The 16,286-nt window shown below is 70.6% G+C and carries 16 protein-coding genes and 1 pseudogene; 4 read left to right on the plus strand and 13 right to left on the minus strand.

The window, feature by feature from the left end; all coding sequences use genetic code 11:
• Positions 1-29 precede the first annotated feature (29 nt).
• Positions 30-581, plus strand: a complete 552-nt coding sequence (locus tag ACZ5CR_RS37410; RefSeq protein ID WP_468866107.1) for a hypothetical protein — start codon at positions 30-32, stop codon at positions 579-581.
• 442 nt (positions 582-1,023) lie between these two features.
• Here ACZ5CR_RS37410 and tsaE read toward each other — a convergent pair whose 3' ends face one another.
• The 6 genes and pseudogenes from tsaE to ACZ5CR_RS37440 form a co-directional block, all read right to left on the minus strand.
• Entirely contained in the window at positions 1,024-1,542 is a 519-nt protein-coding gene (gene tsaE, locus ACZ5CR_RS37415) for a tRNA (adenosine(37)-N6)-threonylcarbamoyltransferase complex ATPase subunit type 1 TsaE (RefSeq protein ID WP_468866109.1), read from the minus strand.
• Positions 1,475-2,774 (minus strand): annotated as a pseudogene (locus ACZ5CR_RS37420) (alpha/beta fold hydrolase). The gene tsaE and the pseudogene ACZ5CR_RS37420 overlap by 68 nt, the downstream one beginning before the upstream one ends.
• A 13-nt stretch (positions 2,775-2,787) precedes the next feature.
• The gene (gene alr / locus ACZ5CR_RS37425; RefSeq protein WP_468866111.1) at positions 2,788-3,939 is read right to left on the minus strand and encodes an alanine racemase; all 1,152 of its coding nucleotides are present in this window, start codon (positions 3,937-3,939) and stop codon (positions 2,788-2,790) included.
• 50 nt (positions 3,940-3,989) lie between these two features.
• A complete protein-coding gene (locus ACZ5CR_RS37430; RefSeq protein WP_468866113.1) occupies positions 3,990-4,880 on the minus strand; it encodes a L,D-transpeptidase family protein in 891 nt (296 codons plus the stop codon).
• A 453-nt stretch (positions 4,881-5,333) separates the two neighbouring features.
• Positions 5,334-6,797, minus strand: coding sequence for an NAD(P)H-hydrate dehydratase (locus tag ACZ5CR_RS37435; RefSeq protein ID WP_468866115.1), 1,464 nt, complete (start codon positions 6,795-6,797; stop codon positions 5,334-5,336).
• A gap of 49 nt (positions 6,798-6,846) precedes the next feature.
• The gene (locus tag ACZ5CR_RS37440; protein WP_361837256.1) at positions 6,847-7,215 is read right to left on the minus strand and encodes a holo-ACP synthase; all 369 of its coding nucleotides are present in this window, start codon (positions 7,213-7,215) and stop codon (positions 6,847-6,849) included.
• A gap of 100 nt (positions 7,216-7,315) precedes the next feature.
• On the opposite strand from ACZ5CR_RS37440, the gene coaA reads away from it, so the two are divergent.
• Entirely contained in the window at positions 7,316-8,314 is a 999-nt protein-coding gene (coaA, locus tag ACZ5CR_RS37445) for a type I pantothenate kinase (protein ID WP_468866117.1), read from the plus strand.
• Between the two features lie 36 nt (positions 8,315-8,350).
• On the plus strand, positions 8,351-9,298 hold the full coding sequence (locus ACZ5CR_RS37450) for a DUF389 domain-containing protein (RefSeq protein ID WP_468866119.1): 948 nt from the start codon (positions 8,351-8,353) through the stop codon (positions 9,296-9,298).
• Between the two features lie 15 nt (positions 9,299-9,313).
• On the opposite strand, the gene glmM is transcribed toward ACZ5CR_RS37450, so the two are convergent.
• The 4 genes from glmM to ACZ5CR_RS37470 all read right to left on the minus strand — a co-directional run bounded on the left by glmM (position 9,314) and on the right by ACZ5CR_RS37470 (position 13,252).
• Positions 9,314-10,672 (minus strand): phosphoglucosamine mutase, encoded by a 1,359-nt coding sequence (gene glmM / locus ACZ5CR_RS37455; RefSeq protein ID WP_468866121.1) that lies wholly within the window; start codon positions 10,670-10,672, stop codon positions 9,314-9,316.
• A 145-nt stretch (positions 10,673-10,817) separates the two neighbouring features.
• On the minus strand, positions 10,818-11,339 hold the full coding sequence (gene rpsI, locus ACZ5CR_RS37460) for a 30S ribosomal protein S9 (RefSeq protein WP_361716623.1): 522 nt from the start codon (positions 11,337-11,339) through the stop codon (positions 10,818-10,820).
• 45 nt (positions 11,340-11,384) lie between these two features.
• Positions 11,385-11,828: a 50S ribosomal protein L13 gene (rplM, locus tag ACZ5CR_RS37465; RefSeq protein ID WP_468866123.1), complete on the minus strand. Its 444-nt coding sequence runs from the start codon at positions 11,826-11,828 to the stop codon at positions 11,385-11,387.
• Between the two features lie 212 nt (positions 11,829-12,040).
• A complete protein-coding gene (locus ACZ5CR_RS37470) occupies positions 12,041-13,252 on the minus strand; it encodes a glycosyltransferase family 87 protein (RefSeq protein WP_468866125.1) in 1,212 nt (403 codons plus the stop codon).
• Positions 13,253-13,325: 73 nt separating this feature from the next.
• Between ACZ5CR_RS37470 and ACZ5CR_RS37475 the strand changes: the two genes are divergently transcribed.
• Positions 13,326-14,177: a hypothetical protein gene (locus ACZ5CR_RS37475; protein WP_468866128.1), complete on the plus strand. Its 852-nt coding sequence runs from the start codon at positions 13,326-13,328 to the stop codon at positions 14,175-14,177.
• A gap of 51 nt (positions 14,178-14,228) precedes the next feature.
• Here the strand turns inward: ACZ5CR_RS37475 and truA are convergent, their stop codons facing one another.
• The 3 genes from truA to ACZ5CR_RS37490 all read right to left on the minus strand — a co-directional run.
• Positions 14,229-15,083, minus strand: coding sequence for a tRNA pseudouridine(38-40) synthase TruA (gene truA, locus ACZ5CR_RS37480; RefSeq protein ID WP_468866130.1), 855 nt, complete (start codon positions 15,081-15,083; stop codon positions 14,229-14,231).
• Between the two features lie 81 nt (positions 15,084-15,164).
• Entirely contained in the window at positions 15,165-15,659 is a 495-nt protein-coding gene (rplQ, locus tag ACZ5CR_RS37485) for a 50S ribosomal protein L17 (RefSeq protein ID WP_468866132.1), read from the minus strand.
• Positions 15,660-15,803: 144 nt separating this feature from the next.
• Positions 15,804-16,286: DNA-directed RNA polymerase subunit alpha C-terminal domain-containing protein (locus tag ACZ5CR_RS37490; RefSeq protein ID WP_468866134.1), on the minus strand; the 483-nt coding region annotated here is incomplete at its 5' end.

Raw genomic sequence — 16,286 nt, forward strand, 5'->3', positions numbered from 1 at the left:
CCGTACGGAGTACGAAGAGGGTGGCGCAGGTGTCCAGGAGCAGCTCGGGAATCGTGGCCGGGCTCACCGCCGCCGCGATCGCCGCGGTCGGCTTCCTCGCTTACCAGGCCTCGGCCAGCGCGCCGGACAGTCTGGGCAAGAAGCCGGAGACGTCCCCCTCCGCCTCGGCCTCGCGCTCCCCCAAGGACAAGGCCGACCCGACGGCGGTCCCGGCGCAGTCCGGTGCGGGCGAGCGGGTCGTCTACTCGGTGGGCGAGGACCGCGTATGGCTGGTCGGCGCCGCCGGCAAGGCGCAGCGCACGTTCAAGGTCACGCCGAGCACGGTGGACCCGGTACCCGGCACGTACGCCGTCACCTCGCGCTCGGGCACCGTCACCGGAACGGACGGCGTGGCGATCGAGCACGTCGTGCGTTTCGCGAGCGTGGACGGGATCGCGATCGGCTTCAGCGCGGCGACGGACGGCTCGACGCCGAAGCCCGACCCGGAGAAGAAGACCGGCGGCATCCGCGAGTCGCGCAAGGACGGCAACGCGATGTGGGAGTTCGCGACGATCAGCAAGAAGGTCGTCGTCGTTCCGTAGGGACGTCGCCCGCGGACGTGGGCGCCTGAGCGCGCGGCGGGGTCGAGACCGCGCTCGCGGCCGCACAGGACGCCAGCAGATCGTGCATGGAAATCCCGGATGGCCCCGACAGCCCCGACAGTCCGTGCGGCCGGGGCTTTACGTCACGTTCTGAAGCCGACATGGATGCCTCCTGGGCTCCGGGGGCAGACGTGGTTAGGTAGACCTAACCAGTACTGGTATCCATGTGACCACGCCCGATGCGCGCCGCGCAACATCTTGCCGACGCTCTGTCGGAATGTTCGGGCGAAAAGACAAAGATCAGGCCGAAAGACGAGAGTCAGGGGCCGGTAGTCAGGGGTCGGGAGTCCTCCGGTGCAGGGGGCGGGAGTCGGGGGTCGGGAATCCTCCGGAGCAGGGGGCGGGAGTCGGGAGTCCGGGGGCCGGGGTCCGGGATCTGTAGTCAGGCCGAGAGCAGCGTGAGATCGGCCTCCGCCCACCGCGCCCCGAACCCGGTCAGCGTCACTTCGCGCACCTCGTCCGTCGTGTCGCCGACGGTCCTGTCGATGACGACGCGCAGCCGGTCGTCCGAGAGCTCCTCGACCTTGCCGTCGCCCCACTCCACGACGATCACCGATTCGGGCAGCGAGACGTCGAGGTCGAGGTCCTCCATCTCGTCGAGCCCGCCGCCCAGGCGGTACGCGTCCACGTGCACCAGCGGCGGCCCGTCGGAGAGGGACGGATGGACGCGGGCGATGACGAAGGTCGGCGATGTGACGGCGCCCCGGACGCCGAGGCCATCGCCCAGGCCGCGGGTCAGCGTCGTCTTGCCCGCGCCGAGTTCGCCGGTGAGCATCACGAGGTCGCCGGGGCGCAGCAGCTTGGCGAGGCGGCGACCCAGGTCGCCCATCTGCTCAGGCGATGTGACGGTGATGCCGAGGGAGTTCACGGGGGCCGGGGCCGGGTTGTGCGGTGCTTCCATGCCCACCCACGTTAGCCGCTGGACGACCGTGCGTCGGCCGCCGCGGGAACCGCGCCCGCGCGCGCGAGGAGGTCCGCTATGCGGTCCGTGACCACCTCGGGGTGCTCCATCATGACCAGGTGCCCGGCGTCGGGGACGAGGACGAGTTCGGCGTCCGGGAGCAGATCGGCGATGACCTCGCTGTGCTCGCTGGGCGTCACCAGGTCCTTGTCACCGGCAAGGACGAGCACCGGAAGCCCGGCGAAGTGCCCCAGCGCCTCCGTCTTGTCGTGCTCGGCGAACGCCGGATAGAACTCCGCGACCACGTCGATGGGCGTCGACTCGATCATCCGCTCGGCGAACCGCGAGATCGCCGGGTCCACGTCCTTCGACGAGAACGAGTAGCGCTTGATGATGCCCGCGAAGAGGTCCGCGGTGGCCCGCCGCCCCTTCTCCACGAGATCGGCCTGGGAGCCCAGGGCCTTGAGCACGCCGGGGAGCACGCGCCGCACGGCGTTCATCCCGGCGACCGGCAGACCGAAGTTGACCTCGCCGAGCCGCCCCGACGACGTACCGATGAGGGCCACGCCGACGACGCGCTCGCGGATCAGCTCGGGGAAGTGGTCGGCGAGGGCCATCGTCGTCATGCCGCCCATGGAGTGCCCGACCAGGACCAGCGGCCCCTCGGGCGCCGCCGCGTCGATGACCGCCTTCAGGTCCCGCCCCAGCTGGTCGATGGAGACGGGCGCCTTGTCGGCAAGCTGCGCCGCGCCGCGCCCCGACCGGCCGTGGCTGCGCTGGTCCCAGTACACGGAGCGCACGACACCGCGCAGGGCCGCCCGCTGGAAGTGCCAGGAGTCCTGGCTCAGGCAGTAGCCATGGCTGAAGACGACCGTGACGGGAGCGGGTGCCTTGCGCCCGAAGAGCCTGCGGCGGCGCGGTGCCTGCGTGCTGTCCGCGGACGTCCTGTCGATCTCGTCGACCTCGTACGAGAGCTCTGTGCCGTCGTCCGCGTACGCCTGGCCCGGCATGCCGCGCAGCGATCCGTACGGCCCCGACGCGTCGAGTGCGAGCCGCGCCTTCTTGCGCATGCCGCGCCCGACGGTCAGCCGCTCGATGGCGACACCGGCCGCCGCGCCCGCGGCGACGACGCCTATCGCGGCACCGGCGATTCCCGCCCTGCGCCAGTTGCCGGCCGCCGCCGCGACTTCCGTCACCGCTTCCGCGGCCGCCCCCGTGCTGGTCTCACTCACGTGCCGCTCCTACTCAGTCGTCGGGTCGCTCATTCACATGGACGCGCGGAACACGCGATCCGATGCGGGTGACGATCTCGTACGCGATGGTGCCCGCCGCCTGTGCCCAGTCCTCGGCGGTCGGCTCACCCCGGTCACCGGGACCGAACAGGACCGCTTCGGAGCCCACCGCCGGCTCGTCGCCGCCGAGGTCGACCACGAACTGGTCCATCGCCACCCTTCCGGCGATCGTGCGCCACTTGCCGCCGACGAGCACGGGGCCGGTGCCGGAGGCGTGGCGCGGGATCCCGTCCCCGTACCCGACAGGGACGAGGCCGAGGGTCGTCTCACCGGGCGTGACGTAGTGATGCCCGTAACTCACGCCGTGACCCCCCGGAACGTGCTTCACGAGGGCGAGCGAGGCGCTGAGCGTCATGACGGGGCGCAGCCCGAACTGCTCGGACGTGCCCACCTCGGGGCTCGGCGAGATCCCGTACATCGCGATCCCGGGGCGTACGAGGTCGAAGTGGGTCTCCGGAAGCGTGAGCGTGCCCGGCGAATTGGCGATGTGCCGCACCTCGGGCCGGATCCCGCGCTCCTCCGCGGCGGCGACCATCTCGCGGAAGAGCGCCAGTTGAGGGGCGATGGAGGGATGCCCCGGCTCATCGGCACACGCGAAGTGCGACCAGAGTCCGGTGACGCGCACCAGGCCCTCGGCCTCGGCCTGGAGCGCCTGCGAGACGAGCTCGGGCCAGTCGGCGGGCATGCAGCCGCCCCGCCCGAGCCCGGTGTCGGCCTTCAGCTGGATACGGGCCGTACGCCCCACGGCCCGCGCCGCGGACGCCACTTCGCGCAGCGCCCACAGCGCGCTCACCGACATGTCGAGATCGGCTTCGATGCCCTCGCGCCAGGGGCCGCCCGGGGTCCACAGCCAGCACATGAGACGCCCCTTGATCCCGGCGGCCCGCAGCGCGAGCGCTTCCTCGGGGGTCGCGGTGCCCACCCAGGTGGCTCCCGCCTCGATGGCGGCCTTGGCGCAGGGCACCATCCCGTGGCCGTACGCGTCGGCCTTCACGACGGCCATGAAGGCGGCGCCTGGCGCATGGGCGCGCAGAGTCCGCACGTTGGCCCGGAGGGCGGCCAGGTCGATCTCGGCGCGGGCACGCAAGGGTGCGGTCTCAGTCATATCGCCGACCAGTGTCTCAGAGGCCGCTGACACCCTGGCAGCCGCGCGCCTCAGGTCCCGGGCCTACTGCCCCACGCGTAGACCCGGTCACCCTTGCGCAGGGTCTTCCACAGCGCACGCGCGTCGTCGATCCGCATGTTCACGCAGCCGCGCGAGCCAGGAGGGCTGTAGACGTTGCCGTAGATGCCGTGGAAGGCCTGCCCGCCGTTGAAGAACTGGCTGTACGGCATGGGGGTCTCGTAGATCGACGACCAGTGGTTCTTGTGCTTCCAGTAGATCTTGTTCCAGCCGGTACGGGTCGTGTACCCGGCCCGCCCACTGCGGATCGGCACCGGACCGAGCAACACCTTCTTGCTCTTCTGCACCCACATCAGCTGCCTGCGCAGATCGACGCAGGCCACGCGGTACGCGCGCGTGGGGCACTTCTTCGCGGCGTTCGGCGCCTCACGGGAGGAGATGAGCCGCATCCGCGCCCACGTGGTGGGGCCCGCGAATCCGATGGCGGGCCGGATCCCCTCCTTCCGCTGGAAGGCGCGGATCGCCCGGCAGTCCTTGGGGGACTGCTTGCCGTCCACGGTGAGTTTCAGCCAGCGCTCGGCCTGCCGCTGATGGGGGCCGGTGCTCGTGGTGCACCGGGCGGCGGCCGACTTCCTGACCACCTCGCTGCGCGGCACGTACTCGATGAGCTGCTCGCCGACGGCGTCGTCCGGCTCGATGGCGTCCTCTTCGGCGCTGGGGGTGTAGACGTCCGGCGCCATGTCCTGGTCCGGGGTGTCCAGCTGCCACGGGTGCGCGGGCGGCAGCGGGATGCCCGGGACCAGGTGGGCGCCGGGGGACGCGGGGCTCGGCGGCGTGGGGTCGGCGGACGCGGGGGCCGCGGGGAAGGCGGCGGCCAGCGCGAGCAGCACGGGCAGGCCGCGCTGAGCTGTCTTACTGATCATGCGATGAGCGAACCGCGTCTCCACACCCGGCACGCTGCGCCGCGCGCTGGGGGTCACCCGAAGGGGCGCGGACGGGCCGCGGGCCCAGGAGCGGTTCATTCCGGCCCACTTCGAAGGGCGGTCGCGCGTCCCCCTGCCCGAACAGGCCTTCCCGCCCACGCACCCGATGGCCCGGCAACGAGACGCGAGGGGACGTGTCGGTGCTTCCGCCGCCGGAGCACGGTTCACGGCACTTCCCCGCCGAAGCAGTCGGACGCCCACCAGCAGATGCCGAGGACGGACAGACCGGCGCGACCCCGCCCGGCCCCAGAACGAACCCCCACCGCACCACGTCAGCCACGCGCGACGCCTCCCCGCCCCCAAGACGAACCCGCACCGCACCGCCCCACCCCGCCAAGCCGGACGCTAGCCCCCCACACCCCCACACACACCCAAGCCGAGCCAAGCCGAGCCCTAGTCCCCCCGCACATCCCGCCAAGCCACCGGAATCGCCCCCGCCACGTCATGCGCCCCCACCGGCGCCCCATCCGCCGCAAGCCGCCCGGCGAGCCCATGCAGATAAGCGCCCACAGCCCCCGCGTCCCCCGCGCCGAGACCCGCCGCGAGCAACGCCCCGGCGAGCCCCGAAAGGACGTCCCCACTGCCCGCGGTGGCGAGCCAGGGCGTCCCTGTCGGATTGACCCGCACGGCACCGGAACCGGCACCCTCCCCGGCACCCGCGACAAGCGTCGTGGACCCCTTGAGCAGCACGGTCGCCCCGTAACGCTCCGCCAACTCCCGCACAGCGGCGAGCCGTCCGCGCTCGACCTCCTCCCGCGCGACCCCCAACAGGGCAGCCGCCTCCCCCGCGTGCGGCGTCAGCAGAGTGGGCGCGCTCCGCCCCCGTACCGCCGCCTCGTCGGCGAGCCGCAACCCGTCCGCGTCGATCAGCACGGGCACATCGGCGCCGACCACGTCCGCGAGCCGCTCGGCGTCGTCCCCGAGCCCGGGGCCGACCACCCAGGCCTGCACCCGCCCCGCCTTGGAAGGCGGCCCCTCGAAGACGAGGGTCTCCGGGTACCGCGCGATGACCGCGTCCGCGGCGTGCCCCACGTAGCGCACGGCCCCCGCCCCGCCCCGCAGCGCACCGGCGACGGCGAGGACAGCGGCTCCGGGATACCGGGCGGACCCGGCGACGATCCCCACGACACCCCGCCGGTACTTGTCGCTCTCGCCGGTCGGCATCGGCAGGAGCGAGGCCACATCGGCGTACTGAAGCGCCTCGACCGCGCCCTGGCCCTCACCCGCGCCCTCGCCCTCGCCCTCCCCCAGCTCAAGACCGATGTCGACAAGCCGCACCACCCCCGCGTACTCCCGCCCGGGATCAATCAGCAGCCCCGGCTTGTACGCCCCGAACGTCACCGTCACATCGGCCCGAACGGCCTCCCCGGCGACCACACCACTGTCCGCGTCGACACCGCTCGGCAAGTCGACGCAGACCACGCGCGCCCCCGACTCACGTACAGCTCCCGCCAGTTGAGCAGCGGGCGACCGCAGCCCGCCCTTGCCCCCGATCCCCACGATCCCGTCAACGACGAGATCGGCCCCCCGCACGACATCCCCAGAACCGGCGACCCGCCCCCCGGCCGCACGGAAGGCGCCGAGCCCACCCGCATGCACCCGTTCGGGTGAGAGCAGCACCGCGGAAACGCCCGCCCCTCGCCGGGCGAGCCGAGCCCCCGCGTACAGCGCGTCGCCCCCGTTGTCCCCGCTGCCCACGAGCAGCACGACCCGGGACCCGTACACCTTGCCGAGCACCTCGGCGCAGACCGCCGCGAGCCCCGCCGCGGCCCTCTGCATCAGGGCACCTTCCGGCACCCGAGCCATCAACTCCCGCTCAGCAGCCCTGACCGTCTCCACCGGGTACGCAGTACGCATACCCCGAGTGTCACCCAGCGCCGCGCACAGCGCCTACCCCCGGCCGTCATTACCCCTCAGCGATCACCACGGCGGAAGCCACCCCCGCGTCATGGCTGAGCGAGACGTGCCACGACCGCACCCCCAGCTCGGCGGCCCGCGCGGCGACCGTCCCCTTCACGCGCAGCCGCGGCTGCCCGCTCCCCTCGACGTACACCTCCGCGTCCGTCCACCGCAGCCCCGCCGGTGCGCCCAGCGCCTTGGCCAGCGCCTCCTTGGCGGCGAACCGCGCCGCGAGCGAGGCGATCCCCCGCCGCTCCCCGCTCGGAAGCAGCAGCTCCCGCTCCACGAAGAGACGCCCCGCCATCCCGGCCGTACGCTCCAGCGCCGCCTCGAACCGCTCGATCTCGGCCACGTCGATTCCGACCCCAATAATCACGAGCAGCAGCCTACGAGCCCGCGCACCCTAACGGTTCAAGCCCCGCGGAGGGTGACGCACCCCACCCCCCGTCCCGTTCAAACAGCCGTAACAATGGACTGTGATCTCATCGGTCTCCGTACCCCCGACGAACCCGCGGAGCGCCCACCGGCACAGGCCGGAGGCGACTCCCTACGTCGACCTCACCCGCACCGAGTGGAGCGCCCTGCGTGACAAGACGCCGCTTCCCCTGACCGCCGCGGAGCTGGAGAAGCTGCGCGGCCTGGGCGATGTCATCGACCTGGACGAGGTGCGGGACATCTATCTCCCGCTCTCCCGCCTCCTGAACCTCTACGTGGGCGCCACGGACGGCCTGCGCGGCGCCCTGAACACCTTCCTCGGCGAGAAGGGCTCCCAGTCGGGCACGCCTTTCGTCATAGGAGTCGCGGGCTCGGTGGCCGTCGGCAAGTCGACCGTCGCCCGACTCCTCCAAGCCCTGCTCTCCCGCTGGCCCGAGCACCCCCGCGTCGAGCGCGTGACGACGGACGGCTTCCTCCTGCCCACCAGGGAGCTGGAGGCCCGCGGCCTGATGTCCAGGAAGGGCTTCCCGGAGTCGTACGACAGAAGGGCCCTGACCCGCTTCGTGGCGGACATCAAGGCGGGCAAGGACGAGGTGACGGCACCCGTCTACTCCCACCTGATCTACGACATCGTCCCGGACCAGCGCCTCACGGTCCGCCGCCCCGACATCCTCATCGTCGAGGGCATCAACGTCCTCCAGCCGGCGCTCCCCGGCAAGGACGGCCGCACCCGCGTGGGTCTGGCCGACTACTTCGACTTCAGCGTGTACGTGGACGCGCGCGAGGAGGACATCGAGCGCTGGTACCTGAACCGCTTCAAGAAGCTCCGCGACACGGCGTTCAAGGACCCGTCCTCGTACTTCCGCAAGTACACCCAGGTCTCGGAGGAAGAGGCCCTGGACTACGCCCGCACGACCTGGCGCACGATCAACAAGCCCAACCTCCTGGAGAACGTGGCCCCCACGCGCGGCCGGGCCGCCCTGGTCATCCGCAAGGGCTCCGACCACAAGGTGCGCAAGCTGAGCCTGCGCAAGCTCTGATCCCGTGGGCCGCGCACAGCCGGATACCCTGCGCGCATGCTGCATCTGCGCCTGATCACCCCGGCCGACAGGACGGACGACGTGGTGCGCCTGATCGAGAAGACGGTCGGCGCCACGCATCTCGCCGTCGTGCCGGGTGCGGCCCGCAACCCCGCGGGCGATGTCGTGATGTGCGACGTGGCCCGCGAGGCGGGCGATGAACTGATCGGCGCTCTGCGCTCACTCGGCATCGACGAGTCGGGGTCGATCGCGGTCGAGAACATCGACCTGTCCCTGTCCCACCGCGCCGACAAGGCGGAGGACGACGCACCGGGCGAGGGCGCCGACGCGGTCCTGTGGGAGCAGCTCTCCGACGCGACGCACGAGGAATCCACGCTCTCGGTCACGTACTTGGCCTTCATCACGATCGCCACGATGATCGCGGCCTGCGGTGTGGTCCTCGACAACGCGATCCTGATCGTGGGCGCGATGGCGGTGGGCCCCGAGTTCGGCCCGCTGGCGGGCTTCTGCACCGCGCTCGTCCAGCGCGCCCCGCGGCTCGCCCTGCGCTCGCTGATCGCGATGCTCGTGGGCTTCGCGGCCGCGATGGTGGTCACCGTCGGCTTCAGCTACTTCATGGACGCGATGAACCTGTTCAGCGACGGCGCCCTGAAGTCGGAGCGCCCGAACACGAACTTCATCTACCGCCCCGACTGGTTCTCGTTCGTCGTGGCGGTCCTCGCGGGTGCGGCGGGCACGCTCTCGCTCACCTCGGCCAAGTCGGGCGCCCTTGTGGGAGTGGCGATCTCGGTGACGACGGTCCCGGCTGCCGCGAACGCCGCCGTCGCCTTCAGCTACGCCGAGTACAAGCAGGCGTGGGGCTCCACCGAGCAGCTCCTGCTCAACCTGTTGGGCATCGTCCTGGCGGGCACCCTCACGCTGCTGGCCCAGAAGTTCCTCTGGGCCAGACAGCACGAACGTACGGCCAGGAAGCGCCCTGCCTGATCCGGCCGAGAGGCCCTAGCCCAGCGCGGACTTCACCACGTCGGCGAGCCGCCCGGCCACGGTCCGGGCCTGGTCGATGTCGGCGGCCTCGACCATGACGCGCACCAACGGCTCCGTACCGGACGAGCGCAGCAGCACCCGTCCCGTGGCGCCCAGTTCACGCTCGGCCTCGGCGACGGCGGACGTCAGCTCGGCGGAGGTCGTGACCCGCGACTTGTCGACGTCGGGCACATTGATCAGGATCTGCGGAAGCCGCTCCATGACCCCGGCGAGATCCGCGAGGCTGCGCCCGGTCTCGGCGACGCGCGCCGCGAGCAGAAGCCCCGTCAGCGTGCCGTCGCCCGTGGTCGCGTGGTCGAGGATGATCACGTGCCCGGACTGCTCGCCGCCGAGGGCGAAGCCGTGCTGCTTCATCGATTCGAGGACGTACCGGTCGCCGACGTTGGTCTGCACGAGGGAGAGGCCCTCGCGCTCCATGGCGAGCTTGAAGCCCAGGTTCGACATGACGGTCGCGACGACGGTGTTCTCGCGCAGCGTGCCGTGCTCCCGCATGGCGAGCGCCAGGACGGCGAGGATCTGGTCGCCGTCGACCTCGGCACCCGTGTGGTCCACGGCGAGGCAGCGGTCCGCGTCGCCGTCGTGCGCGACACCGAAGTCGGCGCCGTGCTCGACGACGGCGGCCTTCAGGAGGCCCAGGTGCGTGGATCCGCAGCCGTCGTTGATGTTCAGGCCGTCCGGCTTGGCGCCGATCGTGATGATCTCGGCACCGGCGCGCGCGAACGCCTCGGGCGAGACACGGGCGGCGGCGCCGTGCGCCTCGTCGAGGACGATCTTCAGTCCGTCGAGGCGGTTGGGGAGGACACCCAGGAGATGGGCGACGTACTGGTCGAGGCCCTGGTCGTACGTCCGTACACGGCCGACGCCCTGGCCCGTGGGGCGCTGCCAGGGAGCGCCGGTGCGGTGCTCCTCGTACAGGGACTCGATGCGGTCCTCGAGCTCGTCGGCCAGTTTGTGGCCGCCGCGCGCGAAGAACTTGATGCCGTTGTCCGGCATGGCGTTGTGGCTCGCGGAGAGCATCACGCCGAGGTCGGCGCCCAGCGCACCGGTGAGATGCGCCACCGCGGGGGTGGGCAGCACACCGACGAGCTGGACGTCCACGCCCGCGCTCGCGAGACCGGCGACCACCGCGGCCTCCAGGAACTCCCCTGACGCGCGGGGATCCCGCCCGACCACCGCGACCGGGCGATGGCCCTCGAACGTACCCACTTCGCCGAGCACATGAGCCGCTGCCACGGAGAGCCCGAGCGCGAGCTCGGCCGTCAGATCCGCGTTGGCGACACCGCGCACGCCGTCCGTGCCGAAGAGTCGTCCCACTGCTGTCCTCCTCCGGACTTCTACCCCGGGATCACCGGGGTCCCGACCCGGATCACCAGGAAGGATCACCAGGGTTTCCGATAAACGAACGCCCCGGCAGCACACAACGTGCCGCCGGGGCGAACGAAAAGTACAAGCAGGCAGATTAACGCTTGCTGTACTGCGGAGCCTTGCGGGCCTTCTTGAGACCGGCCTTCTTGCGCTCGACCGCACGGTCGTCACGCTTGAGGTAACCGGCCTTCTTGAGGGCGGCGCGGTTGTTGTCGACGTCGGCCTCGTTCAGCGCACGGGCGACACCGAGACGGAGCGCACCGGCCTGACCGGAGACGCCGCCACCCGAGATGCGGGCGATGACGTCGTAGCGGTTGTCGAGCTCGAGCACCTTGAAGGGCTCGTTGACTTCCTGCTGGTGAACCTTGTTCGGGAAGTAGTCCTCGAGCGTGCGCCCGTTGACCTTCCACTTGCCGGTGCCCGGGACGATCCGGACGCGGGCGATGGCGTTCTTGCGACGGCCCAGGCCGGCGGCCGGCTGGGGGTCGCCGAAGCGCGCGGCGTTCGACTCGGAGGTGTACTCGCCCTCGACGGGCACCTCGGACTCGGTGGTGTACTGCTCGACGTCAACAACCTCGGTCTCTTCGACCGGCTGCTCAACGGTGGTCTCGGCCACGATTCTCCTCAGAATTTCTTACGTCTTTGGGGGTGGTGGCCGGAACTACTGCGCGACCTGGGTGATCTCGAACGGGACCGGCTGCTGAGCGCCGTGCGGGTGCTGGTCGCCCGCGTAGATCTTCAGCTTCGAGAGCATCTGACGGCCCAGGGTGTTCTTGGGGATCATGCCCTTGATGGCCTTCTCGACGGCCTTCTCGGGGTTCTTCTCAAGAAGCTCGTCGTAGCGGACGGAACGCAGACCACCCGGGTAACCGGAGTGGCGGTACGCCATCTTCTGGGTCTTCTTGTTGCCGGAGAGGTGAACCTTCTCGGCGTTGATGATGATGACGAAGTCGCCCATGTCCATGTGGGGCGCGTAGATCGCCTTGTGCTTGCCCCGCAGGAGGTTGGCAGCAGTGGTCGCCAGACGGCCCAGGACGATGTCCTGAGCGTCGATGACGTGCCACTGGCGGGTCACATCGCCGGGCTTGGGGCTGTACGTACGCACTTCGTAGCCTTCGCTTCTTCAGTGGATGGGGTCCAGACACACGGCATCCCGGAAGCGATCATGCAGCTGGGGCTCACAATGCCGGGGACGCTGCCCGTATGCGAGCCACTGGTAACTGCTCCAGGGAACCTTACGTAAGGGCCCTTCGCGTGAGAACGACGAAGCCAATACGTATAACAATCCTTGAGAATACCCACGCCGCCCCGTACGGGTCAAAACGCGGATCTGGAGACCGGCACCCCGGACTCCACCGCCTCAGGCGGTTCTGCGCCACCCAGGATAACCGCACTGGGCCGCAGGCAGGACCGGGCGACCGTGAAGGCCAGTACACACAGGGTGACGCAGTCCCGGAAAGCCCGCCGGGTGCCGGGTTCCAGCCAAGGCCAGGTGAACCCGGGAATCTGCGGGACGAGCGCCAGCCAGAACCACTTCCGGCGGGCCACCGCACCCGGCACGAGCACCCCGGCGAGCAGCAGCGGCACGACGACGACCAGGTAGTGGTCGTACGACGGCCGCGACACCAGGAAGGCCGCCAGCATCAGCATCACGGCCGTCTCCACCACGCGCTGCTCCTGCGGCCCCGCACCACCCCGCCAGCGCCGCCACGCGCACCACAGGCCCGTACCCGCGGCCACGAGAGCGAGCAGCGACGCCGCCCCCTGCGGCACCCCGAGCCGCGGCAGGACAGCGGCCGGCGACGCCTCGTAGAGCCGTACGAAGCTGTCGTCGCCCCGCAGCAGGAACGGCAGCGTCCGCGTGAAGAACCCCGCGGGGTCCGGCATGGCGAGCGCCGCCCCCACGGACACCACCGCGGGCACGAGCACCGCGCACCCGAGCCCCCGCCACCGCCGCGCGAAGACGAAGAGCAGCACCACCGGCGCGAGCAGCGGCTTCACGGCGACGGCCGCCCCGATCACCAGACCCGCGGCCACCCACTTCCCCCGGCACACGAGGAGCAGCGCGAGCGGCAGCGCGGCAGCCGACGCCACGGTCCAGTTGCCGAGGTCGACGAGGTGCCCGAACGGCGCGAACCCCAGCGCGAGCGCCAGCAGGCCGAGCACCGCGAACCGGCTGCGCCAGGCCACCCCGTGGATCCGCAGCGCGCACCCCCAGCCGACGACGAGCGAGGCCGTGACCCCCGCAGGGACGAGGAACCGCACGACGGACTGCGGAAGCAGCGTCTGCGGAACCGCGGCGAGCACGGCGCCCGGCAGATAGAGGAAGTGCCGGTCGGCATAGGGCGAACGCCCGTCGAGCCAGGCATCGGCCGCCCGCACCACGATGGCGTTGTCCATCCCGCCGTCCGGGAGCCGCAGCCCCACCCGGACGGCCACGGCGAGCAGCACCGCCCCGAGCGCAGCCCAGGCGTGCCAGGTCGCCGGCCGCAACAACCACCCGCTAACAGCTACTTTGCCCGTATTCATATGGATCAGGCTAGGTCGGACCCCTCCCCTGCCCTCGCTCAACATCCCCAACTCCCCGTCTAAGATGCGGCGCATGAGCTTTGGGCAAGGGGGACCTCAGTGGGGTCCAGGGGATTCAGGGCAGACCCCTGACTGGGCGGCGCTCGCCGAGGCGTCCGAATCGCGCGCCCGGCGTCGCAAATGGCTGATGGTCGGCGGTGGCGCGCTCGCCACCGTCGTGGTCGCGGCCGCCGTCGCCGTGGCGGTCGTCTCCGCCAACAGCGACGACACCTCCGCCGCGAACAAACCGGCGAGCGAGCTGCCCTCGACCGCGGACATCCCGGGCGCGAGCGAGAACCCCGGCCCGTCGTTCGAGAAGACGACACCGCCGCCCCCGCCGGACCCCAAGGAGTTCATCTCCAGCGCCAAGAAGGACAAGGCGCCGCTCGGCCCCGACACGCTCTTCCCGGGCAAGTCGCTGACCTCGGGCGACCGCGTCTACAAGAAGGGCGCCACGGACAGTACGAAGAAGTGCGCGAGCGTCACCCAGGACAAGCTCGGCACGATCCTCACCAAGAACGACTGCACCGAGCTCTTCCGCGCGAGCTACGTGAAGGACAACATCGCCGTGACGGTCGGCGTCGCCGTCTTCGACACGGCGGCCCAGGCCAAGAAGGTGAACGAGCAGGCGAACGAAGGCCTCGTCATCTCGCTGCCCGGCAAGGGCGTGCCCAGCTTCTGCCGTACGGCGGTCTGCCGGGGCACGTACAACGCCTACGGCCGCTACGCCTACTTCACGACGTCCGGGTTCACCAGCGACAAGGACGTCACGGAGAAGGAGCGCAAGGTCTACACGGTCGGCGACGACCTGGCCCGCTTCGCCTTCGGCCAGATCAACCGGCGGGGCGAGGCCCAGGCTTCCGCCGCGGCCAACGCCCCCGAGTAGCCCGCCGAGCAGCCGGAAGCCAGGGCTTCCGATTAGTCCGTAGGCCGGGGCTCAGCAGCACCCGGCGCCGGGCAACGTCCGCTTGTTGCGCGCTTCTTTGCTGCGCGCGGCGAGCAACTCGTCGGCGGGGTAACCGACTTCCTCCAGGGTCAGCCCGTGCGGCCGTACGACATGCACGGCGGAGTCCCGCACCCCGGCGGCGAGCACCTTGGCGGGCCATTCCACGGGCCGGTGCCCATCACCCACGAACAGCATCGCCCCCACCAGCGACCGCACCATGTTGTGGCAGAAGGCATCGGCGCGCACGGTCGCTTCGAGGATCCCGTCCGGCCGCCGCTCCCAGCGCAGTTCCTGGAGCGTACGAATGGTCGTGGCACCCTCGCGCTTCTTGCAGTAGGCGGCGAAATCATGCTCTCCGAGGAGCTTCTCCGCCGCGGCGTTCATCGCGTCGAGGTCCAACTCCCAGTCGTGCCACAGCACATGACTGCGCAACAGCGGGTCGACTCCGCCCGGGTGATCGGTCACGCGATAGGCGTAGCGCCGCCACACGGCCGCGAACCGCGCGTTGAACCCCGCGGGGGCCTCGGTCACCTTCCAGACCCGCACATCGTGCGGAAGGCGCCCCGCGAGCCTGCGCAGCAGCTTGTCACTGTGCTCGGCCCACACACTCTCCGGCAGATCGACGTGGGCGACCTGCCCCCGGGCATGCACCCCGCTGTCGGTCCGCCCCGCGACGGTCAGCTCGTACGTCTCCTGCGACCGCGTCACGGTCCGCAGCGCGTCCTCGATCTCCTGCTGGACGGTCCGCTGCCCCTGGCGCTGCTTGGCCCAGCCGGAGAAATCCTTGCCGTCGTACGAAAGGTCGAGACGTACCCGCACGAACCCGGGCTCTACTTCATCACTCACATCAGCCATCCTCTCAGCCGGACCGACATGCGAAAGCGGGCCCGCCCCGAAGGGCGGACCCGCTCACAGCGAGGCAGAGCCTCAGGCGTCCTTGGACTCCTCGGCGGCCTCAACCGGCTTCGCGTCCTCGACGGGCGCGTCGTCCTTCTTGAGGGCGTCTTCCTTGACGGCACGCTTGGTGGCCGCCTCGGCCTCACCGGTGGCGGCCTGCGCCACGGTCAGGGCCTCGACAAGCTCGATGATCGCCATGGGCGCGTTGTCGCCACGACGGTTACCGATCTTGGTGATACGGGTGTAGCCACCCGGGCGGTTCTCGTAGCGCGGGCCGATCTCCGTGAAGAGCGTGTGCACGATGCTCTTGTCGGTGATGACGGACAGCACCTGGCGGCGGTTGTGAAGGTCACCCTTCTTCGCCTTGGTGACCAGACGCTCCGCGTAGGGACGCAGACGACGGGCCTTCGCCTCGGTGGTGGTGATGCGGCCGTACTCGAAGAGCTGCTTGGCGAGGTTCGCCAGAAGAAGCTTCTCGTGCGCGGCGCTGCCGCCCATACGGGCGCCCTTGGTGGGCTTCGGCATGGTGTTTCTCCTTCATCGCTGCACCGGCCGTATCAGGTACCGGTGTCAGTGTCCGAGCAGGCGGTCGCCCGTCGGAGACCGTGCCCCGTAAGGGGCGCGGGGAACTGCGCGACCAGCCGAAGCGGACCCGCAGCCAAAATCAGATCAGTACTGCTCGGTCTCGACGAACCCGGCGTCAGCGTCATCGTCGGCGCCGAAGGCGTCAGCCGCGGCGGTCGGGTCGAAACCGGGAGGCGAGTCCTTCAGCGCCAGGCCCATGCCATTGAGCTTCATCTTGACCTCGTCGATCGACTTCGCACCGAAGTTGCGAATGTCGAGCAGGTCCGCCTCGGAGCGGGCCACGAGCTCACCCACGGAGTGGATGCCCTCGCGCTTGAGGCAGTTGTACGACCGAACGGTGAGCTCGAGCTCCTCGATCGGCAGGGCGAGATCGGCGGCCAGGGCCGCGTCCGTCGGCGAGGGGCCCATGTCGATGCCCTCGGCGTCGATGTTGAGCTCACGGGCCAGACCGAACAGCTCGACCAGGGTCTTACCGGCGGACGCCATGGCGTCACGCGGGCGCATGGCCTGCTTGGTCTCGACGTCGACGATCAGCTTGTCGAAGTCGGTGCGCTGCTCGACACGCGT

This window comes from Streptomyces sp. NPDC031274 (assembly GCF_055570235.1).

Coding starts and splice junctions, on each gene's coding strand:
- tsaE (WP_468866109.1), bottom strand. CDS start 1,542: ATGGAAGCACCGCACAACCCGGCCCCGGCCCCCGTGAACTCCCTCGGC.
- alr (WP_468866111.1), bottom strand. CDS start 3,939: ATGACTGAGACCGCACCCTTGCGTGCCCGCGCCGAGATCGACCTGGCC.
- ACZ5CR_RS37430 (WP_468866113.1), bottom strand. CDS start 4,880: ATGATCAGTAAGACAGCTCAGCGCGGCCTGCCCGTGCTGCTCGCGCTG.
- ACZ5CR_RS37435 (WP_468866115.1), bottom strand. CDS start 6,797: ATGCGTACTGCGTACCCGGTGGAGACGGTCAGGGCTGCTGAGCGGGAG.
- ACZ5CR_RS37450 (WP_468866119.1), top strand. CDS start 8,351: ATGCTGCATCTGCGCCTGATCACCCCGGCCGACAGGACGGACGACGTG.
- ACZ5CR_RS37470 (WP_468866125.1), bottom strand. CDS start 13,252: ATGAATACGGGCAAAGTAGCTGTTAGCGGGTGGTTGTTGCGGCCGGCG.
- ACZ5CR_RS37475 (WP_468866128.1), top strand. CDS start 13,326: ATGAGCTTTGGGCAAGGGGGACCTCAGTGGGGTCCAGGGGATTCAGGG.
- rplQ (WP_468866132.1), bottom strand. CDS start 15,659: ATGCCGAAGCCCACCAAGGGCGCCCGTATGGGCGGCAGCGCCGCGCAC.